The sequence below is a fragment of the Pontibacillus sp. HN14 genome (assembly GCF_021129245.1).
GTDB lineage: Bacteria > Bacillota > Bacilli > Bacillales > BH030062 > Pontibacillus.
Window position 1 is genome coordinate 325411 of the sequence record NZ_JAJOLR010000002.1, and the last position, 25786, is coordinate 351196.

General features: G+C 43.7%; 20 protein-coding genes. 17 read left to right on the top strand and 3 right to left on the bottom strand.

Annotation, left to right across the window (positions count from 1 at the left end; all coding sequences use genetic code 11):
* Positions 1-123 precede the first annotated feature (123 nt).
* From LQ226_RS10755 to LQ226_RS10775, 5 genes are all read left to right on the top strand, one after another.
* Positions 124-2226 carry a BglG family transcription antiterminator gene (locus LQ226_RS10755; protein ID WP_231417898.1) on the top strand — a complete coding sequence of 701 codons (2103 nt, stop codon included), beginning with the start codon at positions 124-126 and terminating at the stop codon, positions 2224-2226.
* 20 nt (positions 2227-2246) lie between these two features.
* Positions 2247-2513: a PTS sugar transporter subunit IIB gene (locus LQ226_RS10760; protein WP_231417899.1), complete on the top strand. Its 267-nt coding sequence runs from the start codon at positions 2247-2249 to the stop codon at positions 2511-2513.
* Positions 2514-2543: 30 nt separating this feature from the next.
* Complete coding sequence (locus LQ226_RS10765) at positions 2544-3908, top strand: PTS ascorbate transporter subunit IIC (protein WP_231417900.1); 1365 nt, start codon at positions 2544-2546, stop codon at positions 3906-3908.
* 255 nt (positions 3909-4163) lie between these two features.
* On the top strand, positions 4164-4652 hold the full coding sequence (locus LQ226_RS10770; protein WP_231417901.1) for an SEC-C metal-binding domain-containing protein: 489 nt from the start codon (positions 4164-4166) through the stop codon (positions 4650-4652).
* A 442-nt stretch (positions 4653-5094) separates the two neighbouring features.
* Positions 5095-5403, top strand: coding sequence for a hypothetical protein (locus LQ226_RS10775; protein ID WP_231417902.1), 309 nt, complete (start codon positions 5095-5097; stop codon positions 5401-5403).
* A 133-nt stretch (positions 5404-5536) separates the two neighbouring features.
* On the opposite strand, the gene LQ226_RS10780 is transcribed toward LQ226_RS10775, so the two are convergent.
* Complete coding sequence (locus LQ226_RS10780) at positions 5537-7210, bottom strand: HD domain-containing phosphohydrolase (protein ID WP_231417903.1); 1674 nt, start codon at positions 7208-7210, stop codon at positions 5537-5539.
* 803 nt (positions 7211-8013) lie between these two features.
* On the opposite strand from LQ226_RS10780, the gene LQ226_RS10785 reads away from it, so the two are divergent.
* The 5 genes from LQ226_RS10785 to LQ226_RS10805 all read left to right on the top strand — a co-directional run bounded on the left by LQ226_RS10785 (position 8014) and on the right by LQ226_RS10805 (position 14677).
* Positions 8014-9222: a M20 metallopeptidase family protein gene (locus LQ226_RS10785; RefSeq protein ID WP_231417904.1), complete on the top strand. Its 1209-nt coding sequence runs from the start codon at positions 8014-8016 to the stop codon at positions 9220-9222.
* Positions 9215-10546 (top strand): amidohydrolase, encoded by a 1332-nt coding sequence (locus LQ226_RS10790; protein WP_231417905.1) that lies wholly within the window; start codon positions 9215-9217, stop codon positions 10544-10546. Before LQ226_RS10785 ends, LQ226_RS10790 begins: the two co-directional genes overlap by 8 nt.
* A complete protein-coding gene (locus LQ226_RS10795; protein ID WP_231417906.1) occupies positions 10497-11780 on the top strand; it encodes a M20 family metallo-hydrolase in 1284 nt (427 codons plus the stop codon). Before LQ226_RS10790 ends, LQ226_RS10795 begins: the two co-directional genes overlap by 50 nt.
* Entirely contained in the window at positions 11737-13041 is a 1305-nt protein-coding gene (locus LQ226_RS10800) for an ATP-binding protein (protein ID WP_231417907.1), read from the top strand. Before LQ226_RS10795 ends, LQ226_RS10800 begins: the two co-directional genes overlap by 44 nt.
* Before the next feature lie 91 nt (positions 13042-13132).
* A complete protein-coding gene (locus LQ226_RS10805) occupies positions 13133-14677 on the top strand; it encodes an AbgT family transporter (protein ID WP_370635484.1) in 1545 nt (514 codons plus the stop codon).
* Positions 14678-14765: 88 nt separating this feature from the next.
* Here the strand turns inward: LQ226_RS10805 and LQ226_RS10810 are convergent, their stop codons facing one another.
* Both LQ226_RS10810 and LQ226_RS10815 read right to left on the bottom strand, forming a co-directional pair.
* Positions 14766-16454 (bottom strand): HD domain-containing phosphohydrolase, encoded by a 1689-nt coding sequence (locus LQ226_RS10810; RefSeq protein WP_231417908.1) that lies wholly within the window; start codon positions 16452-16454, stop codon positions 14766-14768.
* Between the two features lie 329 nt (positions 16455-16783).
* Positions 16784-16978: an aspartyl-phosphate phosphatase Spo0E family protein gene (locus LQ226_RS10815; RefSeq protein ID WP_231417909.1), complete on the bottom strand. Its 195-nt coding sequence runs from the start codon at positions 16976-16978 to the stop codon at positions 16784-16786.
* Between the two features lie 236 nt (positions 16979-17214).
* On the opposite strand from LQ226_RS10815, the gene LQ226_RS10820 reads away from it, so the two are divergent.
* The 7 genes from LQ226_RS10820 to LQ226_RS10850 all read left to right on the top strand — a co-directional run bounded on the left by LQ226_RS10820 (position 17215) and on the right by LQ226_RS10850 (position 25334).
* Positions 17215-18804 (top strand): ATP-binding protein, encoded by a 1590-nt coding sequence (locus LQ226_RS10820; RefSeq protein ID WP_231417910.1) that lies wholly within the window; start codon positions 17215-17217, stop codon positions 18802-18804.
* A 37-nt stretch (positions 18805-18841) separates the two neighbouring features.
* Positions 18842-20047 (top strand): alanyl-tRNA editing protein, encoded by a 1206-nt coding sequence (locus tag LQ226_RS10825; RefSeq protein WP_231417911.1) that lies wholly within the window; start codon positions 18842-18844, stop codon positions 20045-20047.
* Positions 20048-20265: 218 nt separating this feature from the next.
* On the top strand, positions 20266-20406 hold the full coding sequence (locus LQ226_RS10830; protein ID WP_231417912.1) for a hypothetical protein: 141 nt from the start codon (positions 20266-20268) through the stop codon (positions 20404-20406).
* A gap of 132 nt (positions 20407-20538) precedes the next feature.
* Positions 20539-21330, top strand: coding sequence for an SDR family oxidoreductase (locus tag LQ226_RS10835; protein ID WP_231417913.1), 792 nt, complete (start codon positions 20539-20541; stop codon positions 21328-21330).
* Positions 21331-21363: 33 nt separating this feature from the next.
* Complete coding sequence (locus LQ226_RS10840; RefSeq protein WP_231417914.1) at positions 21364-22848, top strand: FAD-binding oxidoreductase; 1485 nt, start codon at positions 21364-21366, stop codon at positions 22846-22848.
* A 5-nt stretch (positions 22849-22853) separates the two neighbouring features.
* Complete coding sequence (locus tag LQ226_RS10845) at positions 22854-24287, top strand: FGGY-family carbohydrate kinase (protein WP_231417915.1); 1434 nt, start codon at positions 22854-22856, stop codon at positions 24285-24287.
* 336 nt (positions 24288-24623) lie between these two features.
* Positions 24624-25334 (top strand): MurR/RpiR family transcriptional regulator, encoded by a 711-nt coding sequence (locus LQ226_RS10850; protein ID WP_231417916.1) that lies wholly within the window; start codon positions 24624-24626, stop codon positions 25332-25334.
* Positions 25335-25786: the final 452 nt, after the last annotated feature.

Consider the following 25786-nt stretch of genomic DNA (forward strand, 5'->3'; position numbering starts at 1 on the left):
GTTAAACACTGAAACCCCTTTCATAACTACGAAATACACTCTATACTAAGAATATATTCAACATCATGATGACTTTGGATAATCATTTTGCAAACTTCATCATCCGGAGGTGGAGGGCGAGACATGGTTTTAGATAAGAGAAGAACGTATTTACTCACACAGCTGTACCAATCGGATACGCCGATTTCGACCAAGTGGTTACAGAAGAAGATCGGTGTTTCGGCCCGGACAGTCTATTACGATATTCAACAAATTAATGATTGGCTCGAAGATAACGAGCTTGAGGAAGTGCAGCGTCATAGGGGGAAGGGATTTTTCCTTACTACTGAAACGCAAATGCAGCTACCCGAAAAGATTCAGCTCTCTGATCGCTGGGATTACCGGTTATCACGGGAGGAGAGGAAAGTTCTTTTAACTCTCTACTTGCTGAACGATACAGCCGACATTCGTATGAAGGATCTAATGGAACATACGCAAATGAGTCGGGGAAGCATTATTAAGGATTTAGATGGAATTAAAGAATACTTTAAGAAACATCGACTTGATCTGCAGTATTCAAGAAGTCATGGTTACTTCCTTGAAGGAGCAGAGTTGCACAAACGTCAGCTTCTTTCTCACATCTTGGTTTCAGTGAAGACCGATGAGAAGTGGCAGGGGGTACGAGAGGAAGCTTTTCAAATTTTGTTGCCTGCCTCATTCGATAAGTCGGATTCCATGGCCTTTATTAAAAAGGTGCTTTATGAAACGGAGAAGGAGCTTGGGATCGTTTTCACAGATGAAATGATCACGGTTTTGTCCATGCAAATGATCATTTCAATCGAACGAGTGAAGAATGAAAAGCAGATTCAGTTAGATGAAGACGAGCGAAACGCGATTCAGAAGACAAAAGCCTATACAGCGGCTCATCTTATTAACGAACATCTCAGAGCAGAAGGCTATAACGTTTTTTCAGAAGATGAAACAGCTTTTCTAGCTATGAATCTACTAAGCTCAAAAGTTCATCAGGAACCGCCATCGTCTCCTTACGAGGACCCTGAGGCGCCTGGATTGAAGCGAGTGATTCACGATATGGTTGATGATTTTCAGATTTACTCCTGTGTGTTATTCGAAGATCGGGAGCAACTGGAAGCGAACTTATTGCTTCATTTGAAACCGGTTTATTATCGGTTGAAATACGATGTTCCTTCAAATAATGAGCTATCTGAACATATTCAAGCCCATTACCAGGAGATCTTTAAATTGACCAAGCGCTCGATCATTCACCTTGAGCGCTATATGGAGAAGCCGATTCCAGATGAGGAAATTGCGTATATCGCGATGCACTTTGGAGGGTGGCTCTCGAAGGAAGACCGCACGATTGAGAAGAAGTATAAAGCGATTATTGTGTGTGAAAATGGCATCGGTACATCCAATATGCTGAAAGCTCAGCTAGAGGCGATGATGACAGGGATTGATGTAATCGCCACGCTCTCTTTCCGCGAGTATCAGCAAACCAAGCTACGAGCCGATGTGATTTTTGCAACGAATTTCTTAAAAGAAAAAGAAACACCTGTCATTCACGTTCCCGCTCTTTTGCAAGATGTGGATAAGGAATATGTGCTGAAGCAGTTGAACCACAGGCTTCAGGAACCATCGGCGGAACTGGACCAGACAGATGAGCTGATAGCGATGATTAAGCAGCATGCGACCGTCCATGATGAAGATGCGTTAAAGCAGCAGCTTATGTCCTATCAAGCCAATCAGACCTTTTCGATAAAGGAGCCTTACAAACCTATGTTAAACGAATTGCTTACATCAGAAACGATTCAGTTTGAACCATCTGTCCCGTCCTGGGAAGATGCGATTACGAAAGCATCACAGCCGCTACTGGCAACAGGGAAGATCGAACAGCGCTACGTGGATGCCATGATTGATACTGTGAATGAATTAGGACCTTATATTGTCATTGCGCCAAAGATTGCGATTCCTCATGCTCGCCCGGAAGCGGGAGTTGAGCAGCTTGGGATGAGCTTACTCAAGGTAGACGAACCGGTTGCGTTCTCTGATCAGGAGAAACACAAGGCCAACCTTATTATTGTGTTAGCCGCAATCGATAACGAAACGCATTTAACCGCTCTGTCTCAGCTTACAACGATGCTGTCTGAGCCGGAGAATATGGAACAACTCTTAAACGCTAGCACGACAGAAGATGTATTAAGCTTAGTAAATAACTACTCGCACGTATAAAAAATTTGGAGGGATTTAGAATGAAAAAAGTATTAGTCGTATGTGGTAACGGATTAGGAAGCAGCATGATTGTAGAAATGAACGTAAAAAGCATTTTGAAAGATCTTAACAAAGAAGCAGAAGTATCTCACACAGACCTATCTTCTGCAAAATCAGAGCAAGCAGACCTATACCTTGGTTCTGAAGACATTGTTGGCAGCTTAGACGACGGCAGCAAGAATGTTGTTCAGCTTAAGAACTTAATGGACAAGAACGAACTTAGAGAAGCTTTAGAGCAAAATATCTAAAGTCAGGCAATCAAGAGGAGGGAAGACATTATGATCGATTTAATTATGAAAGACATTCTGGGAACGCCCGCCATCCTGGTCGGGCTGTTCGCCCTCGTTGGTCTGGTAGCTCAGCGTAAGAATTTCGCTGATACGTTATCAGGAACGCTAAAGACGATCATGGGATTTGTTATCCTGGGTGCTGGTGCAGAGGTTCTAATTCAATCATTAACGAAATTTAGCGCTATGTTTGACCATGCATTCAGTGTGAATGGAGTCATTCCAAATAATGAAGCGATTGTAGCTATGGCTCAGCAAAGCTTTGGTACAGAGACAGCCATGATCATGTTATTTGGAATGGTAGCGAACATTTTAATCGCTCGTTTTTCGCCATTTAAGTACATTTTCCTTACGGGTCACCACACGATGTTTATGGCCTGCCTAATCGGAGTTATCCTTTCGCAAGGCGGCTTATCAGGTGCATCTCTTGTTATTATCGGATCTATTATTCTTGGTTCCCTAATGGTACTTTTCCCGGCAATTCTGCAACCTTATACGAGAGAGATCACAGGTTCAGACGATTTTGCCGTAGGTCACTTCGGTTCTACAGGATACTTTGTTTCTGCTTTCATCGGAAAGCGCATTGGTAAGAATTCTAAATCAACAGAAGAAATTAAAGTTCCAAAATCTCTAGGATTCCTTCGTGACACATCCGTGTCCGTATCCTTGACGATGGTCATCTTGTTCTTCGTTGTTGCAGCATTTGCAGGACCTGCTTTCATTGAAACAGAATTAAGCGGAGGGCAGAACTTCTTAGTCTTCTCCTTTATGCAAGGTCTAACATTCGCAGCAGGCGTTTATATCATTCTAGCAGGTGTGCGCATGTTACTTGCTGAAATCGTTCCAGCATTTAAAGGAATCGCAGATAAAGTGGTTCCAAATGCCAAGCCAGCTCTTGATGCTCCAGCGGTTTTCCCATTTGCGAGTAACGCTGTAATCATCGGTTTCTTAACAAGTTTCGTAGCAGGACTACTAAGCATGTTCCTACTACCGATCTTTGGCCTTAAGGTCATCGTTCCAGGTCTTGTTCCTCACTTCTTCACAGGAGCAGCAGCCGGCGTGTTCGGTAACGCAACAGGTGGCCGCCGAGGAGCAGTTGTCGGTTCATTCGCAAACGGTGCGATCATCAGTTTCCTTCCGGCTCTTCTACTACCGGTACTAGGCTCACTAGGATTTGAAGGAACAACATTCGGTGACGCTGACTTCGGTACAGTCGGGATCATCCTAGGAAATCTAATCAGCCTGATGGAATCAAAACTTCTCTTTGTCATCAGCACGTTCGCTCTTCTAGCAATCGGCTTCTTTATCAGCTGGAAGACACGCGGTGGAAAAGACGAAACATCAGAAGCAGCGTAAATAAAGGCATTACAACGGATATCCCTCTCTTGATCAAACGTTTGATCAAGAGGGGGGTTTTTGTGTGGAGCGTTGTGTTGTGGCGTTTTGCGCTGTAGGTTTGAGGTCGAGTAGTTTTGTTGCATCTTGAGTGGTTAAAATGGAGAAAAGGAGCATGAATTTTGGGACGGGGGACCAGACCCCTGGGCCCGTGGCACGAGGAACCTGTCCCTTAATACTTGCAGAGGAAAAACGAACAAAGGAGAACGATACACTATGAGTAAAATTGGAAGAAATGAACCATGCCCTTGTGGGAGCGGGGAGAAATATAAAAAGTGTTGCGGATCTCCAAGTGGTACGGGAGCGAAGTCTACCGTTCCTGAATTCGAATGGGAGAACGAGCAGTTTAAAGAAGTAGCGGATCGTATCAGCCAAGGGATTGCAGCAGGGGAAGAGTACCCAGAGAATTTTGAGTACACCGCTTTATTCTTGTGGAGAAAATATTGCGATAAGAAAAATCCAGATATCAAAAAGCCAGCTAATTACGCAGCCTCCATCGAATATATCACTCTAAAGGTTCTTGGTGGAATGCGCATGACCCTAAAAGGGTTAGGAGAAAAATATGGTGGATCCTCAACAACTATTTCCAAACGCTACAAGGAAATTGAAAAGGTAATTGAAGAAGATCTTATAGTCCTTATGAAAAAGGAAATTGAGAAAAACAAAGAGATTCGAAGAAAGTTGAAGGAACGGACTGGTTTGTGAGTCTTATGGGCCAGGGCAAGGTTCCATCGCTCTCCCTCCCAGTAGATCAAGACCAAGAATCTATGACATTTTTCTAGGTAAAAATCTCAAAAAGGTCACAGATAGATCGAATCTCTTACCTTTTGGCTGATGTTTGAGAGAGAAAGGTAACAGATCGCCTCTATATGTGACCTTTTAACGCTGCCATCTTATCAAAAGGTCGTAGATGGTTCTCCTCTGTGACTTTTTAGAGCAATAACTCTCGTAAAAGGTAACAGATGGAGAGGAGGGGGCGCATCTCAAGTGGGACGAGGTACCAGACCCCCGGGCCCGCGGGACGAGAAACCTGTCCCCCAGTCCCGAAAACTTTCTCAATTTGACGTGTAAGCCTTCTCGAAAACGTTAATCATGTACCTAATTACTATTATAAAGAGAGAGTTCAAAAGAAAGATGGTGAGTCAGGGTGTTAAATGCCGTATTACTGACGTTGTGTGTGGTGCTAGCGGTTTATCTCTATGTGTTTGAGAAGAAGGATGAGCTTTCGGTGATCTTTCGTAGTACTGAAAAAGAGATCGGAAAAGCCCAGGAGCTGTACTGGCTTTTGAAAAACAACCACCTAACTCCCTACTATTCCATTCCGTATAATAAAAGAAACATATTTGAATTTGGTTACTTTGAATGTGAGGTTATTATTGAAGTTCCCGCAGAACAGCGAAGGCTAGCTATTGATTTGGTAGAAGAGTATGGCAGGAATGTAAGAAGAGGAAGATAGAGAACTTTGAAGAAAAAAAGAGTGATAAATGCCTCTCTCCTCCTATTAATGTAAGAGAGCAGAAGCGGGACAAGGGACCAGACCCCCGGTCCCGCGGGACGAGGAACCTGTCCCCGCATCCCACAATCCCAGCTCATCCCCTCAACTCCGTTATAACCCTAAGCCCCGTCGTAGCATCTTTCGCAAAACCGTCGACGTTCTCATGAGAAACCTCATCTATTTGAGGGCCGCCGACCAGAATCTTAACGGATGGAAGGGCGGTCTTTATGAGGTGTAGATCTGATTCTAGTTGAGGGATGTTGTCTTTCATAATTATAGAGAAACCGATAAACGCTATCTCGTTTATTTTGGCAAAATGGATCAGTTCATTAATCGGAATGGAAGGGGTGAAATTATAGGTGTCCCATCCATTGATCTTTAGCGTTTCCGAAAATAGTTCAAGAGGCAAGCTATGGCCTTCTTTTCCTACTGTGGTTAAGAGGACTTTTCCCTGTTGATTTCCTTCTTTCCCTTTTTCCTGAGTGAAGCTCTTCATAAGTTCCTTCGTCATATAGGTAGCTACGTGTTCTTCTGCAATGGATATCTTGCCTTCAGCATACATCTGACCGACTTCTTTCATGGAAGCGGCGAACACTTCTGTATAGATATTCTCCATTCTTAAGTCATCAATCAGCTTATAAAATTGATACTCGGCCATTCTCTTGTCAGCATTAAAGAGGCTTTTCATATAAAGCGCCCAATTTGATTCTTTTCTCTCTCTAATATAATCTTCTTTCCATCCAAGGAATCTAGAGATGGACAGGGAGAAATTATGAGGGATTTGTTTTACGGTGTCCGTGTTTTCGAATTGAATAATGGGTGTTAAGGGTTGTTTGTCAGACACATAAATAATGTGCGCTCTTTCGTTTGTTGAGGTTAAAACGCGCGTGTGGAGTGGGTAGATCTTCAGCATGTTCATAAATCGGTAGACCAACTGAGGATCGAATTGTGATTTCGATTCGAGAATGATCTCGAGTGCCTCTACAGATGGCTTGGCTGAACGGTACACGCGATCTAAGGTTAGTGCGGAATAGACATCGATGATGCCGATTATTTTCTCTGGGTCAGAAAGATGTTCGAAACCGTCGGGATAGCCGGAACCGTCTAGTCTTTCGTGGTGGGAACGAGCCATTTTTTGGCTTAATAAAGAAGCGTTATGGTCTCTTAGCGTGTCTTCTCCGTTGATGGTGTGTTCTTTAATCATCTCGTATTCTTTAAAGGTGAGTTTTGACTCTTTCAGTAATATGGTATCTGGCACATCCAGCTTACCAATGTCATGAAATAGACAGGACGTAGCAAAGTCTTCCTGATCCCCAGTCTTTAAATAATCGCTAAAAATAGCGCCAAAGACAAATACGTCAAAGGAGTGGTGGAAGGAGTGAGGATCTTTCTTCTTTAATTGCATAAGTTTACTGCTTAAAGGGGAGTGGGTCATTACTTTAATAAACAGCTCTTTAAGCCGGTGGATCGTGGTTTTGGCATGGAGTGCCACGCCGTATCTGTTTTCTGAGTATACGGTAGATAGGCTTTCTTGGAATAACGATTCATATCTTGTTGGATTTTCGGAAAGTATTTTCTTGTTTGGTTGTTCATTATGTACAGGTTCTTCAGCTGTCTGAATTTGAACCTCCTCAACGCCCCATTTTTTGAGTCTTTCCTGAATATTGAGCGTCATTTTTGTACCTTTTTTTAGAATCAACTTTTCCCCGACTGACACATCCTGAGAAATAAGGTCTCCCTCTTTTAAATTTCTAGTCAGTTGCTTCAAGTGAACCACCGCCTCGATCTGGTATTTTTTTCTCCCTATATTACACCTCCATCCTCTAATAATTATCCTAATTTAATCATTAAAAATTTTACATTACAATCCAAATGTGGTCCTCAATGTGCAAATTTTACTATTTTTTGATAGTTCTATTAGATGACTCATTTATTGCATGGTAAGCCTTAAGTTCTATATACCCGATTTTCAACCTTCAAACCTCTCGAATGTATTATATTGTAAAATATTAAGAGTTAACAATTTTTATGGGATTAAATGGATGTCCTAACGTCTCGTTATTAACTATTGTAAATGGAGTTTGCCTTTGAAGCGGGACACGGGACCAGACCCCTGGTCCCGTGGGACAATGAACCTGTCCCTCAATCCCAAAGCGGGACAAGGGACCAGACCCCTGGTCCCGCGGGACAATGAACCTGTCCCCCAGTCCCACCACCCCAATCCCAACAAATTTCCCAAACACACATGTAGCTATTATTACCATATCAGAAAGACAAACCAAAACAGTCCTAAAACGTTAGGTAAAGCAACTAAATAGAAGACACTAACTCATGAAAGCGCTTCACGAACGACTGTTGTAAAGAATATACAGCTGAAAAGAAGAATCAAATTCTGGAATTTCCAATCTTAAAAAGACAAGTCGAGCGCTCAAGTTGTCCTCATACAGTGAACAAAGAAATCTGAATCTTTCTAAATTTACCCTAGACAGATCTCGATCTTTAAAGTATAGTAACACTAAGATTTAATTAAGGAACATTTAAGGAATATGTCCTTTATTAAGGAGTGGTCGTTTGAAAGATGCATTTCGAGAACTTATTAAACCGGTAGAAAACGATATTGTTGCTTTTCGCCGATATTTGCACCAATACCCGGAGCGTAGCGGGGAAGAGTGGAACACATCGCGCTTTGTTCAGGAGAAGCTGACGGAGTATGGTATTCCTTTTGAGAAAGGATTTGCGGACACGGGCGTGCTTGGGATCATCAAAGGGGAACAACCTGGTGGTACGGTGGCGCTGCGAGCGGACATGGACGCGTTGCCGATTACGGAACAGGCGGAAGTGGACTATCGTTCTGAGGTCGATGGCGTTATGCATGCCTGTGGACACGATGCCCATACGTCTATGCTTTTAGGGACTGGGTACGCATTAAATCAATTGAAGGAACAGTTAGCTGGAACGGTCCTTTTAGTATTCCAGCCAGCTGAAGAGAATTCACCCACAGGCGGAGCGGGGCCGATGTTGGATGATGGCGTATTTGAACAATACGAACCAGATGTGATTTACGGACAACATGTTTGGCCGACGCTTCCGGTTGGACAGGTTGGGATTCGGGATCAGGAAATGATGGGAGCTTCTGATCGCTTTACGATTTCCGTAAAAGGGAAAGGCGGGCATGCGAGTATGCCACAAGACGGGAATGACGCGATTATTATGGCGAATCAAATCATCACAAGTCTCCAGACCATCGTCAGCCGAAACGTGGATCCGATTGAGTCAGCTGTTGTGACTGTTGGTAGTATTCACGGTGGCTATGCGCACAATGTCATTGCAGACAAAGTGACGCTTGAAGGAACGGTTCGAACGTACAAGCCAGCGATTAAAGAACGCGTGAAGCATCGTTTCCATAAGATTGTAGAGAATGTAGCAGAAGCGTTTGAAGGTAGCGTAGAGATCGAGTATTTAGATGGCTATCCATCCACGATTAATACACCGGAATGGGCCGAAGTGGCGAGAGGATCAGCGAGAACGGTGCTTGGCGAAGATTCTACACCGGAGGTTCAGCCGGTTCTTGCAGGAGAGGATTTCTCCAGATTCCTAGAACGTTACCCCGGAGCGTTCATCTGGCTCGGGACGCGAATTGAATCAGAAGAAGATCAAATGGGACTTCACGATCCGAAGTTTATGTTAAATGAGAAAGCACTCCCAGGTGGCAGTGCCACAATGGCTCAAATTGCGTACGATACGCTTTTAACCCTTCAAGGAGGTGGAGGCAGTGAGTAACGCACCGCTGAACTCCATTCTTGTGGATTGGCGCCGTGCTCTTCATGAGTATCCGGAGCTTGGTTTTACAGAGTATGTGACGACGTACCGGGTCGGGAAAGAATTAGAGGCGCTCGGGTTTACGGTTTTCCTTGGAAAAGAAGCCCTTAGTTCTGAATCACGAAAAGGGGTTCCGAGAGAATCCATTTTACATAAGCAGGAACAAGCTGCGAGAGAATGGGGCGTTGAAGAAGAGTGGCTTAACGCGATGAAGGGAGGCCATACCGGTCTTGTCGCCACATGGGAGACAGGAAGACCTGGTCCTCACAAAGCGTTTCGATTCGATATCGATGCTCTTCCGATTAATGAGACGAAGGATCCTTCTCATATACCGTTCCATAAAGGGTTTCACTCGAAAGTAGATGGCGTGATGCATGCCTGTGGTCATGATGGACATACGGCAATAGGTGTTGCTCTTGCTCATTTTATCAGCCGAGAACAGGATGCTTTGTCAGGGAAGTTGACGCTTCTTTTTCAACCAGCTGAAGAAGGTGGACGAGGGGCAAAAGCGATGACAGATCAGGGCTGGCTTCATAATGTAGATGAATTCTATACCGGTCACATTGGCATTCATTCCATGCCGGTTGGAACGGTGGGAGCTTCTGTTAAGGGCTTCCTCGCATCATCAAAAATGAATGTGACCTATAAAGGGCGTTCCGCACATGCTGGTATGAAGCCGGAAGAAGGACGTAATGCATTACTGGCTGCGGCGACCGCCTCGACGCAGCTTTATGCGATTCCAAGACATAGCGGAGGCGCAAGTCGTGTGAACGTTGGCAGATTAGAGGCAGGTAGCGGCCGAAACGTCATTGCGGATCATGGCTATTTGGAGCTTGAGACAAGAGGTGAGAATCACGAGGTACATTGTTTTGTTCATGACGAAGCGACTCGTATGATTCGGTCTGTTGCCGATTTATATGATGTCTCTTGTGAGATCGATGAAGTTGGCGAAACGTCCTCTTTCAGCTGTAGCGAAGAAGCGGTTGAATGGATTAAAGAGTGGGGAAGAGATAGTCCGGTTATTGAAGAAATTATTCCGGTTGTGTCTGTATCTGGGTCTGAAGATGCGAGCTTTATGGTGAATGAAGTGAAGGGGCATGATGGCATTGCGACGTACATGCTCTTTGGGACTCCACTAGCTGCTGGGCATCACCATCCGTCTTTTGATTTCGACGAAGGCGCTCTTGCGGTTGCATTGGATATGTATATCACTATTGCAAAAGGAGGGACTGGAGATGCAAAAGTGGCTAGACGAAACGTTACGACGATTGAATCGAACGACTGATATGAATCCGGCAGATGGGTTCTCAAGGCTCAGTTATAGTCCTGAAGAAGGGGAAGCTCACCAGGCTTTTCGTGAAGTGGTTACTGAACTTGGTCTTGAAGTGAAGCAGGATGAGGCCGGGAATCAATGGGCAATGTGGCACGTAGCAGACGGGGCTCAGGCGGTTGGAGTCGGTTCTCATCTCGATACAGTATACAATGGCGGTGGCTATGATGGAGCCGCTGGTGTGCTGACGGGCTTAGCGGCCATTAAATTGATGAAAGATGAAGGCGTTGTTCCAACGAAGAACATAGCCGTGATCTGTTTCGCTTCTGAAGAATCCGCGCGCTTTGGAGTCTCGACGATTGGCAGTAAAGCCATCACAGGACTCCTTGATCAAGAAGATCTTGCTGACATTCCAGACCGAGAGGGTCAGACGATCCGTGAGGTTTTCGAATCCTTCGGGTTAGATTGGGATACGGCTGATCAGGCTTATGTGCCAGATGAAGGTCTTGAAAGTTTCCTTGAGCTTCATATAGAACAGGGTACGGAGATAGAAGATCATCAGGCGGAAGTAGGGATTGTGCGAGGCATTGCTTGTCCGATCCGTTTGAAGGTTACCGTGAGAGGGATGGCCAACCACACCGGGACCACCCCGATGCCTAAAAGGCAGGACGCCTTGGCTTCCATTGCTCCTCTTATCTCTTATGTTGAGGAAGAGGCGCTCCGGCGAAATGAAGCTTTAGAGAAACGCCTTGTGGCTACCGTGAGCACCGTAGCGATTGGGCCGAATGCGATGAACGTCATACCAGGTGAAGTCGAGCTTGGTATTGATATACGAAGCGTAAACGATGAGGCCAAACGACAATTGGCAGAAGATATTCGTAAGCGATGTGGTCAGATTGCTATTGATCGGAATGTTCAGATCGAGGTTGAGACCCTGGTGGATAACGATTCTGTCGCATTGGATGAAACGATGCAAAAACATCTAGTAGACATTTGTGAGTCTCTATCATATGAAGCAATCCAGATGGATAGCGGAGCGGGTCACGATGTGATGAATATGGCGGTAAGATGGCCCTCTGGTCTAATTTTCATTCCTTGTAAAGAAGGGATTAGTCATCATCCTGCAGAATATGCCTCAGTGGCAGATTTAGAAAAAGGAAGTCGAATCATAGCTGAATATTTAAGACAGAAGACAGGTGATGTACATGAAAACCAAGATCGGAGTCATAGCACCGCAGGACTCCCTTGAACAAATTCTTTATGTAACGGATGAATTTAAGGACATAGAAGTCGCTTCCTATACGTACGACGATTTATCGGATATAGAAGACATTCTCTCCGCTCATCGATATGAGGTGGATCAATGGTTCTTCTCCGGAATCCTTAATTACACATATGCTTATGAGAAAAACTTAATCACACCAGAAGAAGGGAGTTATCCTCCCCTTCACGGTTCGAGTTTCTTCGGTATTTTACTTGAAGCACAGCTAACGAGTAAGAAAGTTTTTGAGAAGGTAAGTATCGATACCATTACAGACGACGAAATCGAAAAGATTCTCTCCTACTATGACCTTCAGTCGCTTACCTATTACAACCACCCCTTTGAGGGTTATCAGTATTCTAATGAATTGGTGGACTTCCACTCCAACCTTTATAAGGAAGGGAAAGCGGAGGTTGCGATTACATCGATCAAAACGGTGTACAGGCAGCTAAAAGCGTTAGGAGTACCGGTTTTCCGGGTGACGCCATCTTATTTATCGATTAAGCTCATTCTTCAATTCTTAGAAGAACGGGCTCAGTCAAAGCGACTGCGTAATGCACAGGTCGCTGTGATCGGGTGTCGCGTCGACTTCGAAGTGAAACAACGGGAAGAACTTCAGTATTCTTTCCGGATGAAGCACCAGGAGTTAGATCTCAGACGCTTCCTCCTCCGAATTGCGGAGAAAACGAGTGGTTCCCTGATGCAGATTGGGGACGGGGTCTTCTTTATCTTCACAACGAGGGGGCAGATGTGGACAGAGGTTGAGGAGGAGTTATTCAGCCTTATCCAAAATGCCGAAATGCAGACCTCCAGTCAGGTGAACATCGCCATTGGCTTTGGGGAGACGGTTTCTCAGGCAGAGCAAAACGTACGCTTCGGCTTCCGAAATTATAAAACATTTGATGAGCCGACTCTTCTCATAGTGGATGAGTACCAGTCGATTACGCTGAAGCAGCAGGAAGCGGCGATTTCTTATCAAACGGTAGGAGCTGGAGAGTGGGCCGATAAGATTAAGGATGCTGCCCTTAGTCCAGGAGTGGTCTCGAAGATTATATCGTACGCTCATCATTATGAGCGGACAACGTTTACCTCTCAGGATCTATCCCGTTGGCTTCAGAGTACAGAGCGAAATGGGCGAAGGATTTTGAGTGAAATGGAGAAAGTGGGGCTCGTTCAGCAAAGCGGCGAGGCTCAATCTGGAGAGCGAGGAAGACCGCGAAAGGTATTTTCACTCGTTTTGGATCAGTAAGGACAGAGGGGATTTTGATTCCCTCTTTTCTCCCTTCCAATTTACGGAAGGATAAAGGAATATGACCATTAATAACAGAAAGGGTGGGTTCATGGCATTACCACAAACTGATGTTTCACAAGTTGAGGACAAAAAGCAGTCCAAAGGGATGTCTCGTTTCTTGAATGGAATTGAAAAGGCAGGCAACAAGCTTCCGGATCCGTTTATGTTATTTGTTTATCTTGCACTCTTTATGATTTTACTTTCTTGGGTTGTTTCAAGCTTAGGTGCTTCCGTAGTTCAACCAGGTTCTGGAGAAGAAGTTGCGATTAAAAGTTTAGTTTCTGGTGAAGGTCTTCAGTACATGTTAACGTCCATGCTTGAGAACTTTACTGGCTTTAAGCCTTTAGGTCTTGTGCTTGCGATGATGTTGGGAATTGGTTTAGCGGATAAAGTAGGGCTGATTGAAACAGCGATTAAGAGTACAATCTTGAAAGCACCAGCGAGCCTTACAACTTATGCAGTTATATTTGTCGGAATTTTGGGAAATCTTGCATCTGATGCCGCGTTTGTGATCGTCCCACCTTTAGCTGCAATGGTCTTTTACACAGTTGGTCGACACCCTCTTGCAGGTCTTGCTGCTGGTTTCGCAGGGGTCGGTTCTGGGTTTACAGCGAACATTGTTGTAGCCGGTACGGATGCTCTGTTATCAGGAATCTCAACAGAGGTTATGGCAGGTTTAGAGTCGAGTGTTGTCGTAACACCACTCGACAACTGGTACTTTATGATCGCATCGGTTGTTGTGCTATCCATCACAGGTGCTCTTGTGACGGAGAAAATTGTTGAACCTCGTCTTGGTAAGTACGAGGGAGATCTGAAGAATGAAATGAATGCATCCACTCCTCTAGAGAAGAAAGGGTTAAAGAACGCTGCCATTGCTCTAGTGGCTTATATCGGCGTGTTGCTTGTAGCTCTATTCTGGCCAAATTCACCTTTACGTAGCGAAACAGGTGGCATTCTGGATTCCACTTTCTTAGATGGAATTATTCCAATCATTCTCTTTATGTTTGTGACAGTGGCTGTCGCATATGGTGTGACAGTGAAAAAGATTACATCAACGAAAGACATCTCCACCTTCATGGGTAACGCTATTAAAGACATGTCTGGATTCATCGTACTAATCTTCGCTGCTGCTCAATTTATTGCGTACTTTGATTGGACAAACATCGGTACGTGGATTGCCGTAAGTGGAGCGGATTTACTAGAATCCATCGGGTTAACGGGTATTCCTGTTATTATCGGTTTCGTTTTCTTAACCGCACTTATGAACCTATTGGTATTCAGTGGTTCAGCACAGTGGGCACTAGAAGCGCCAATCTTCATCAAAATGTTCTACATCTTAGATTATCATCCAGCCTTTATTCAGGCGGCGTACCGTATTGCGGATTCATCTACGAACATTATTACACCGATGAACCCGTATATCATAATCGTTCTAGCGTTTATGAAAGAGTACGACAAGAAAGCCGGTCTCGGAACCCTAATCTCGCTTATGCTTCCGTATAGTATCATCTTCTTATCTGTATGGATTGTACTATTACTAGCATTTGCATTCTTAGGTATTCCTTTTGGACCTGGGGTTCACATGTATTTATAAGTTTTTCATTAAAAGAGCAGAAGACTCTCCTTTTTGGAGGGGCTTCTGCTCTTTTATTGGACCTAAAGTATTGTAAGGCCTTTGAGTCTTAAGCATTCGTTGGAATCTCGAATCTGAGATTATTCATTATACGTAAACCTTCTGTAGCACTTTCGGCAAAACCATCAACCATACTAGGGGAAATGTGTTGGATATGAGGGCCGCCTACTAGGATTTTTATTGATGGTAGCTTTTGTTTTATATATTGAATAGCAGATTCCACATGTGGGATGTTCTTTGCCATGATTACAGAAAAACCAACGAAGGATATATGGTTGGCTTTGACGAATTCTGTTAGTGGTTCTATAGGGATGGAAGGATGAAAATGATAGGTTTCCCATCCGTTCAGTTCTAATGTCTCGGAGAATAGTTCCAAAGGTAAACTGTGTTTTTCATCTCCAACGGTCGTTAAAAGAATTTTCCCAGACTTGGATTTTTCCAATTGATCGTCTTTTGAGAACATTTTCATTAATTCCTTGGTCATATAAGTGGCTACATGTTCCTCTGCAATGGTTACCTCTCCCGATTCATACATGTCTCCGATTTGTTTCATGGATGTAGCAAATACTTCTGTGAAGATGTCTTCAATTCTCATATTATCGATGATCTTGTTTAGCTGTAGTTCTGCTTGTCTTTTATCAGCGGATAATAAGCTATTCATGTATAAATCCCAGTTGGATTTTTCTCTTTCTTTCACATAGTCTTCTTTCCATCCGACAAATTCTTTGATGGTTAAAGAAAGGTCGTGAGGAATCTGTTTATATTCTTTGTTCTTCTCTAGTTGAATAATCGGTGTTACAGGTTGTTGATCAGAGATATAAGTAACTTGAGCTATTTCGTTTGTCGAGGTTAACACCGTGGTGTTTAAAGGATAAATTTTCATCATGTTCATGTAACGATATACTAGCTCGTAATCAAATTGTTTAGGTGATTCTAGTAAAATCTCCATTGCCTCAATCGATGGTTTAGCTGAGCGATAGACTCGGTCCAACGTTAAAGCTGAATATACATCAACGATGCTCAAAAGTTTACTGCTTGGCAAGAGATCTTTTTCTGTCAATCCGTCGGGGTAACCTGAACCATCTAGTCTTTCGTGGTGAGTACGGGCCATAGCTTGAGCTAATATAGATTCATCCAGACCCTTTAACAATCTTTCTCCGTTTAATGTATGCTCTTGAATTGTTTCGTACTCTTTAAATGTAAGCTTTTGCTCCTTTAACAAGATCGAATCCGGCACTTCTAATTTGCCCAAATCATGAAACAAGGATGATTTGGCTAAGTCATATGTATTCTCCGATCCTAAGTAATTGCTAAACAAGGTACTAATTACGAAGACGTCAAATGAATGAAAATACGAATAAGGATCTTTCTCCTTTAAGTCTAAAAGCAGTTGAGTGGCTGAGGACTCATTCATAATAGTAATAAACAACTCTTTAACCCAATGAATCATTTCTTCCTTATGTAAGGATAGCCCGTATCGTTCTTCCGAATAAACCTGAGCTAAGCTTTCATAGAATAATTTTTCATAATAGGGATGGGTTGAATCTGCGGCCCCCTTATTTTGATAGGGGTGAGGGACTTTTGAACTAACTTCAACTTCTAGGACTCCCCATTTTTTTAGTCTTTCCAGAAGGTGAGGACTCAATTGAGTGCCTTTTTTTAATATTAATTTATCATTAACAACGACGTCGCTAGAAATTTGATCTTCTTTATTTAAATCTTTTAACAACCGCCTCACAATAACCACCATCCCTCGTTGGTAACATTTTTATAATACCAATTTTTAGTATTACATGTATTTAAACATGTAATTTTTAACATAGCAATGCATTTTAAATATTTTAATATATTATTATCGTATACTTTATCGGTTAGGTATTTGGTCATGCCTATGTTAAGAGGGGGGATAGTCTTATAATCCCTCAAGGGAGAGATTTGGTAATGGGAAGGAAACGTGTATATTTTTTAGATATAGAATAAGGGGGCATGATTGGTAGAAAGAGGCGTTAAAAGGGGGAATGGTATGCGCTATATACTAAAAAAGCCCGAAGCATTCAGCTTCAGGCTTTACATAAGAGAATTCCCATTTCGTTTTTGGATTTCCGTAATATACTGGTCTAACTTCTGACTAAGCTCAATTGTTCGATCGTCATTAAGTCCATAAGTGAGTCCTGTTTCAATCATCGTTGATCGTAAATCCGTAATGGTCGTTTTTAATTCTTCCGTTGGCGTGTGTTCATTTATATAATGTCGAAATTCCATAGTTAATCTCCCCAATGGCTAGGTTGGTAAGATGTCTGACTTGTCGAATATAGTTCTAATGGCATTATAACACGTTAGGATATAAATGGTAATAAAGAATTACTAAAAAGATTCTTTTTTTACATATTTTGATAAAATAAACTTCTAAAGCAAAATTCTTGCTCGATTTTCTTATTGAAGCACTTTGTGTGATACAGTGGTAAATAAGGAAACTATATGAGGTGAGGGGGTTGAGGATGACCGATTTTCGTACATATATAGAGCAATCGAAGAAAAGGTGTAAGGAGAATTACCGGCTGGATCCAAACAGTGTGCCAAGCTTGCAAGTCGAATTAACAGAAGAAGAGATCGAGCGAAGCAGAAAGAAACTAGAAGTCTCGCTGCCGATCATTCATCACTTTATGGAGAAAGTGATCTACTACATGAATGGCGCACCGATCTTAATTGCAACGACGGATGAGGAAGGCTATCTCATTGATCAATTCGGGGATCCGAGTATTATGGAGATGGTTAATACGTTCGGAATCCATAACGGCGTACGCTTTGATGAGAAACGTGCGGGTACCAATTCCATTAGTCTTTCACTCTATCATGGTACACCAGTTGCGTTGGTTGGAGACGACCACTACTATGATGCGCTGCATGGTATTGCTTGCTACTCAGCGCCGTTTAGTTATTCGGGGGATGGACATCTAACAGGAACGGTTTCCATTATGACCCTTGTTGACTATGCGAGTCATTTTCATCTTGGGCTTTTATCTTCCACGGTAGATTCAATTGAGCGTGAGCTTAGACTCATGGAGAAGAACAATGAGCTCGAGATCTTAAACAGGATTATGATTGATACAACGCCTCTTGGTGTCTTGATGACGGATAAGGAAGGATACATAACCAGGTACAATGCTTCCTTGGAGGAGATCATGGATTACGAAACGAAAGAGCGTTTTGATCAAGGGGAGCAAACCTACTATATAAAACCGTATATTGACCAGGTTCTCAAAACAGGAGCGAAAGTTGAGAATGAGGAAGTCACGATTTATATGGATGATGAGCGAAAGAAAAGGATTTGCCAGCTTGATGTTTTACCTCTATTCGATGGGGATAATATTATTGGTACTTTTGCGCAACTCAGGGACATGACGAACTATTATGATCTTCAAAAGCAGCTGATTCAATCTGAGAAGCTGTCGACGCTCGGAAAGTTCAGTGCTGGACTGGCTCATGAAATCCGTAACCCTCTGACTTCTATTATCGGCTTAACAGAGCTTCTGAAGGAAGGCCAACATCAAGAACAATACCTGGCTGTCATTTCAACAGAATTAGAGCGGATGAAGACGCTTGTCAATCAGTTCGTGCTCCTTGGTAAACCGACAGCCATTCAGCCTGGCCCTTGTAACCTTCATCGATTGATTAGCGACACCATCGATTTAATGAAGAGTAGTTTGAGATCCCAGGGGATTTCCATAGGATTCCAATCAGAAGCTCAGGATCTCATCGTGAGTTTGGATGAATCTAAGATCAAGCAAGTGCTGATCAATTTTATCAAGAATGCTTCAGAGGCGATGGAAGATGGCGGGAATATTACCGTACGCTTAACCTCTGATCGGACGACCGGGGAAATGGTTGTGACGATCGAAGATGAGGGGGAAGGGATGTCGCCTGACCAGGTTGCGAACCTAGGAACTCTTTTTTACACGTCTAAGGAACATGGTCTCGGGATGGGGCTTCCGATTTGTTTTGAGATCGTAAAGGCTCACCACGGGGACATTCGATTTGAATCGGAGAAGGGAACAGGAACCAAAGCCGAGTTACACCTTCCGATCTAATAAATAGCGCGATACATCAGCATGGGAGGCATAAGGAATGACGAAGAAATTATTTTATAACGATGCGTACCAAACGTCTTTCGATACGCAAGTGGTTAAAAACGATAAGGATGAAGAGGGTCGTGACTATGTCGTGTTAGAAGAAACGGCCTTTTATCCGACAGGCGGGGGGCAACCTTTTGATGAGGGAACTCTGAATGAGATTCGTGTCGATAATGTCGAAGAAGTGGATGGAGAAGTGCGCCATTATGTAGCTGAACCACTAGATGCTAGTACAGTGAACGGTGTTGTGGATTGGGCGAGGCGCTTTGATCATATGCAACAACATTCAGGTCAGCACATCTTATCTGCGATCATGCAAGATGAGTTCGGCATGGCCACGCTTAGTTTCCACTTGGGTGCAGAAATCGTATCCATCGATTTAGATGCTACGGACCTAACGGAAGAGACGCTTGAGAAAGCGGAAGAACGGGTGAACGAGGTGATCCGTGACAATCGTCCAATTGAAACTAAATGGATGACGGTGGATGAGTCAAATCAGTACCCCCTTCGTAAGAAACTCGCTGTCGATGAAGCCGTTCGTCTTGTTGTAATTCCTGATGTGGATTATAACGGTTGTGGCGGAACCCATCCAAGATCCACGGGCGAAGTGCAGATGATCAAACTCCTTGGCTGGAGTCGTCAGAAAAAGATAGTTCGCCTCGAGTTTGTGTGTGGAAACCGCGTGCTTGAGCAATTAGGCAACAAGCATAAGGTGCTGAACGGTATTAAGGGCCTTATGAAGCGACCTGAAGAAGCTTTGGAACAAGAGGTTTCCTCATTTATTAAGGAAAGTAAGCAAAAAGATAAGCAGCTAGCCGAACAAATGGCTCAACTATTAGAATATGAAGCGCGCGATCTTGCATCAACTGCAGGTGAAGCTGCTGGTGTTCCGGTTATAGAACGTGTTTATGAGAACCGTACGATCAAGACCCTTCAAGACCTTGGGAAGAAAATTGTAGAACAGACGCCTTCAGGGATTGTAGTGCTTGTGAGCGAACAGAAGGACCAGCTACAGTATGTGTTAGCTCAAGGAGCAAATTGCAGTGGAAATATGAAAGAAGCAGCCGAGAAAGTAATGCCTCTTATTGAAGCTAAAGGCGGCGGCAAGCCGAATTTTGTTCAGGGCGGCGGAACAAAAGCGATCGCGGCTGATGCATTTGCTGAACGGTTGAGAGAAGCGGCGCTTGAGACAGTGGAATAGAGTTTTTTTGGAGAGGTTTCCCGTTTGGGGAGCCTCTTTTTTATGTGATGGGTGTGTGAGACGTCGAGAAAGGGAGCGGGGACGTCAGGAAAAGCGATAGCCACGTCGAGAAAGTGGGCGATGACGACGAGAAAAGAGAGAGTCACGTCGAGAAAGAAGCAGGTGACGTCAAGAAAACCGGAATTGACGTCGAGAAAGTGGGAGAGAACGTCTAGAAAATGGCTTGGGACGGCGAAAAAGACCATGCAGATGTCGAGAATCTGGCTAATGATGACGAGAAAATTATTAATGACGTCCAGAAAAGAGAACGAACGTCGAGAAATCCAACTCTAACCGTTTTCATTCAACTATCAGTTTAAGAGAAATTTCTCTTTTGAATGGAATAAAACACATTAAAAAAGAAATTTCTCTTAAAATCAGTTGATTTTTAACAGAAAATCGTTTTACAATGTACTCAGAAATTAACAAAAAAGGAATGGCGGGATAAAAGGATGAGCGCCGAACAGACAAAGATCACGGATTTTAATATGAATTTCTTTCAATTACAGGGTAAAGTCGCGCTGGTCACGGGTGGCAATTCCGGATTAGGGCAAGGGTTTGCTCTTGCGCTCGCTAAAGCTGGGGCGGACATCTTCGTCGTGAGCATGGTAGAAGATGAAGAAACGAAACAGCTAATCGAAGCAGAAGGCGTTCGCTATCACTTAATGATGGCTGATCTGACAGAGGACGGAGCTTGTAAGCGAATCGTTGACGAGTGTCTCCGGGTATACGGTCGCATTGATATCCTGCTTAATAATGCAGGAATCGGTTTAAATGAACCGGATGTGACGAATTTTACCCGGCTTCAGTGGGACAAAATGGTTTCAGTGAATCTGACTGCTCCATTTGATCTGGCTCATGAAGTCTCAAAACATATGATTCCACAGCAAAGCGGTAAGATCATCAATACGTGTTCGTTATTTTCTTACCTTGGGGGTCAATGGTCACCGGCTTATGCGGCTACAAAGCACGGATTAGCCGGATTTACGAAGGCGTATTGCGATGAGTTAGCTCAATACAATATTCAGGTGAATGGCATTGCTCCAGGTTATTTCGCAACGGATGTTACAAAAGCAACCGGAGCGGATGAGGAGAAGAACAAAAGAGTACTTGATCATATCCCCGCGAACCGATGGGGAAATGTTGTGGATTTAATGGGCGCTATTGTCTTCCTCGCATCAGATGCTTCCAACTATGTAAACGGGACGCTTCTGAATGTTGATGGTGGATACTTAGTTCGATAAAAAATACTAGATTCATATAAAGGAGAAGAGTGTATGACAATGACAAAAAACCAAACCGTAGAAGAATTAAAAGATTTATTATCTGAGGACCAAATAGTAACAGACGACGAAGCGTTATATGATGCTTCCGCTGATCGATATAAGAAATATGCAAAGTCGAAAAATGTTCTAGATGTACCTAAGCCACTTGCGATTGTTTATCCCCATTCACCTGAAGAGGTAAAATCACTCCTGGTGTACTGTAATGAACATCAGATTAACGTGATTCCGAGAAGCGGGAAGACAGGTACAGAAGGTGGACTTGAGAACTGGAAAGAGAAAACAGTTGTTATTGATGGGTCTACGATGAACAAAATTATTAACATTGATCCATACAACATGCAGGCGACGGTTCAGTCTGGTGTGAAACTTCAAACGCTTGAAGATGAACTGCGTAAGATCGGTTATACAACAGGTCACTCGCCTCAATCAAAACCAGTAGCGCAGCTTGGCGGACTTGTAGCGACAAGAAGTATTGGTCAGTTCTCGACGCTTTACGGAGCTATGGAAGATATGCTTGTTGGTTTAGAATGCGTCTTTCCGGAAGGGAACATTTCGAAGATTAAAAATGTACCAAGAAGATCTGGTGGACCGGACATTCGTCATATCGCGCTTGGTAACGAAGGAGCCCTTTGCTACATTACAGAAGTAACGGTAAAAATCTTCAAATACACGCCAGAAAACAATGAATTCCACGGCTATTTAATCGAAGATATGGAAACGGGCATTAGTATTTTAAGAGAAGTAATGGTAAATGGATACCGTCCATCTGTTGCTCGCTGTTATTCAGAAGAAGATGCAAGAAACCACTTTGGTCATTTCTATGAAGGAAAATGTGTGCTGATCTTCATGGCTGAAGGTGCGAAAGGCATTGTAAAGGCAACAAGTGAAGCGATTGATGAAGCGGTTGAGAAATTCCGCTCTGGTATTACGAAGAGAGTGGACTCTTCTTTAATCGAAGACTGGTTTAACAATTTAAACTGGGATCAGAGCAGAATTGATGCAGAGATTGAGGAAATGGTAAAGCATAATACGCATGATGGTTTCACAACAGAAATTTCTGCGGATTGGGAAAATGTAATTAAGATTTATAACAATGTTATAGCACGTGTACGAAATGAATTTGACCGCGCAGAAGATCTAACGATGCTTGGAGGTCACTCTTCTCATAGCTATCTGAATGGGACGAACATGTACTTTGTTTACAATTATGAGATTAACTGTGATCCAGAAGACGAATTGATGGTGTACCACCACCCGATTCACCAAATAATTATTGAAGAAACGCTTAAGCTAGGTGGATCCATGTGTCACCACCACGGCATTGGAAAGTATCGTTCAGAGTGGACGAAAGAAGAACATGGTTCTGCTTACTACATGCTAGAGAAGTTAAAAGAAGCCTTTGATCCAAATGGCATCATGAACCACGGTACGATCTTCCCTCAAGACAATGAAGTGAAGAAGTATATCAGAGGGTAATGACGATGAGCGCACAGTATATTATGGGGATCGACAGCGGATCCCAAAGTACAAAAGTCGTGATTTTCGATACAAAGGGGAACGAAAAAGCTTACGGTTCATGCGCTCTTAAAGAAACACTCTCTCCTGAACCAGACGTGGTCGTCCACCCAGACGATGATTTATGGGATAGCTTATATGAAGCTGTGCAAGATTGCCTCGCCAATTTTGACGGGGACCGAAAAGCCATTGTAGGCATCGGACTTTGTACCATCCGGTGTTGCCGTGTTCTGTTAGACGAACACGGCAACCTGGCTCACCCGGTTATCAGCTGGATGGATGGTCGAATGTCGAAGCCGTATGAGCATAAAGACGACGAGGTTCAGTATGTAACGACAACCTCAGGCTATCTTGGTTTACGGTTAACGGGTGAGTATAACGATACGGCTGCCAACTGTGAGGTGTTCTGGCCTGTTGATCGCCATACGTTAGACTGGTCTGAAGACGATGAAGATATTAAAGCAGACGGCCTGAGTAGAGAAATGTTATTCAATCTAGTCAAGCCAGGTGATGCGTTAGGTACGATTCGGGGAGAACTCGCGAAGGACTTCGGTCTAAGCGAGGGGGTCCCTGTTGTCGCGACGGCAAATGATAAGGCGGTTGAAGCGCTTGGATCAGGAATTGACCAAAATCGATCCATCATGATCTCTCTTGGAACGTTTATTTCCTCGATGTTAGTTCGTGATGAATACGTTGAAAACGCTGAGAACTTCTTTCCAACCTTCGCTTCGATTCCGTTTAAATATGCTTATGAATCAAACGGGATTCGCAGAGGATTATGGACAGTAAGTTGGTTCAAACGCCTGATCGGAGAAGAGCTTACAACGGAAGCAAAGAAACGCGGCCTTTCTGAAGAAGCTTTCTTAAACGAAAAAGCCGAGGAGATTCCTCCTGGAAGCGAAGGGCTCTTCACAATCCTGGACTGGCTTGCTTCTCCTGACAGACCTTATCGGAAAGGTATGATGATCGGGTTTGACCAGCGCCATACTCGTTATCATATCTATCGTTCAATCTTAGAAGCGATTGCTTTTAATATGAAGAACAATATTGATGACATGGTGAGGGAGATTGGGATAGAGCTCGAGGAACTTGTTGTCATCGGTGGTGGCTCTAAGAGCGATGTGATGATGCAAATCCTCGCTGATGTATTTGGCTTGCCGACCCGCCGCCGCGTGGGAAGCAGCAGCGCCTGCCTCGGAGCTGCAATCTGTACGGTTCGTTATCTTGGGTTGTATGAAGATTTTCATTCAGCTACGGAGGATCTTGTTCGGACGGAAACGACGTTCACGCCTGATGAGGAGAACCATGCGTTCTATAAGAAGGTGAACGAGGAAGTGGTGAAGGAGATTCGGCCTCATACGGATGAGGTGAACAAGCTCATCTATTCGATATTTAATTAAATTTGCTAATGGCCGTTGCGGTATGAGAGCTGGGGGTGGCTGAGGAACTACTCGCTTTCCACGGGCGAGCTGTCGAGCCTCCTCGCTCGCTTCGCTCACTGTGGGGTCTCGTCGACCTCTTCTTCCCGTAGGAGTCTCGCAGTTCCTCAGCCCCCCCCTGACCGAACAGAGTCCAAACGGCCCATTGGTAAAATGTCAAAGAGATAAAAATATGAAAGAGATTAAAACATCGTGCACCTGTTTTAGGGTGCGCGTTCTCTTGCATAGAGAGATTTTGTGTGGTAATTCTTAATAAAAATGATTTTTATATATAAAGGAAGGAAAGGGGGAGTTGTGATGTTGAGGTTGGATACGGATAAGTTGACGAAGCTTGAGAAGGAAGTGCACGGGAAGGTGTCTGGGCTTGTGGCGGAGAATGATCGGTTGAAGATTATTGAAGCGGCTGAGATTTGTGAGGTTTCGCCTTCTAAGGTGTCTACGCTTGTTCGGAAGCTTGGGTTTAGTAATTTTAAGCAGTACAAGCTTTATTTTAGCGGCCAGCAGGTGGAGTGGGAAAGTGAGAAGAGGACGGAAGAAATCGAGCGATTGATGCTTTTCCTTGAGAATTTTGATAAGCAAATTGTTGATGATTTTGTTTCGATCTATCATAAATTTAATAAAATTATCATCTACGGATTAGGTCCTTCTTTTATAAGTGCGGAGTATTTTGCCTACAAGCTTGATATTGTGTCCGATAAAAAGATTAAAGTCACTCATAGTGAGGATTACGCGGAGCAGATGGTGGATGAGGATACGTTGCTGATCGTTCTATCGGTAACTGGGAAGTTCTCATCATTTGAAACACTGTTTCAGAAGACGAAGGAGAAAAATGCTGAAATTATGCTGATCCTTGAGGAGTATGTGAACACGCAGCACTCATTAGCTGACTACGTTTTTCATTTATCCAAATTTAATCAAAGCGATGAATTGCTTCCGTTTGAAAAGACGCGAACGATCTTCTTTATCTTTATGGAAGAGATTGCAGCGAGGTTGAGACAGGGGGGATAGTCTATTGATCAAACGTTTGATCAAGGGACATTCCTTTCTGTCTCAGCTTGTTTTTAAGGCATGTTTAGGTATATTTCCCTGGATATGTCTTTTTTTTATTGTACGTTTGAGAGAATGTTTCCGTTAGCGTTAGTCAGAGCGAAAGGTGGTTCGGGAAATCACTCGCTTTCCGCGGCGAGCTGGGGAGCCTCCTCGTTCGCTTCGCTCTCTGTGGGGTCTCCCCTAGGCTCCTTCTGCCGCAGGAGTCTCGCAATTTCCCGAACCACCTTTGCCATATATAGTGGGAACGGAAATTTGCCACTGTAGGAAGATGGAGGGGGGATGTCCACTAGCCACGATTCTATCCCGAGGAAAGCGAGCAATCTCCCGACCTCCCTAGCTCTCAATAAACATAAACGCCTCCTTCGTGACCCGAAAGAAGTTTAGGGTAATGTTGGAAGGGAAGAAAGTCT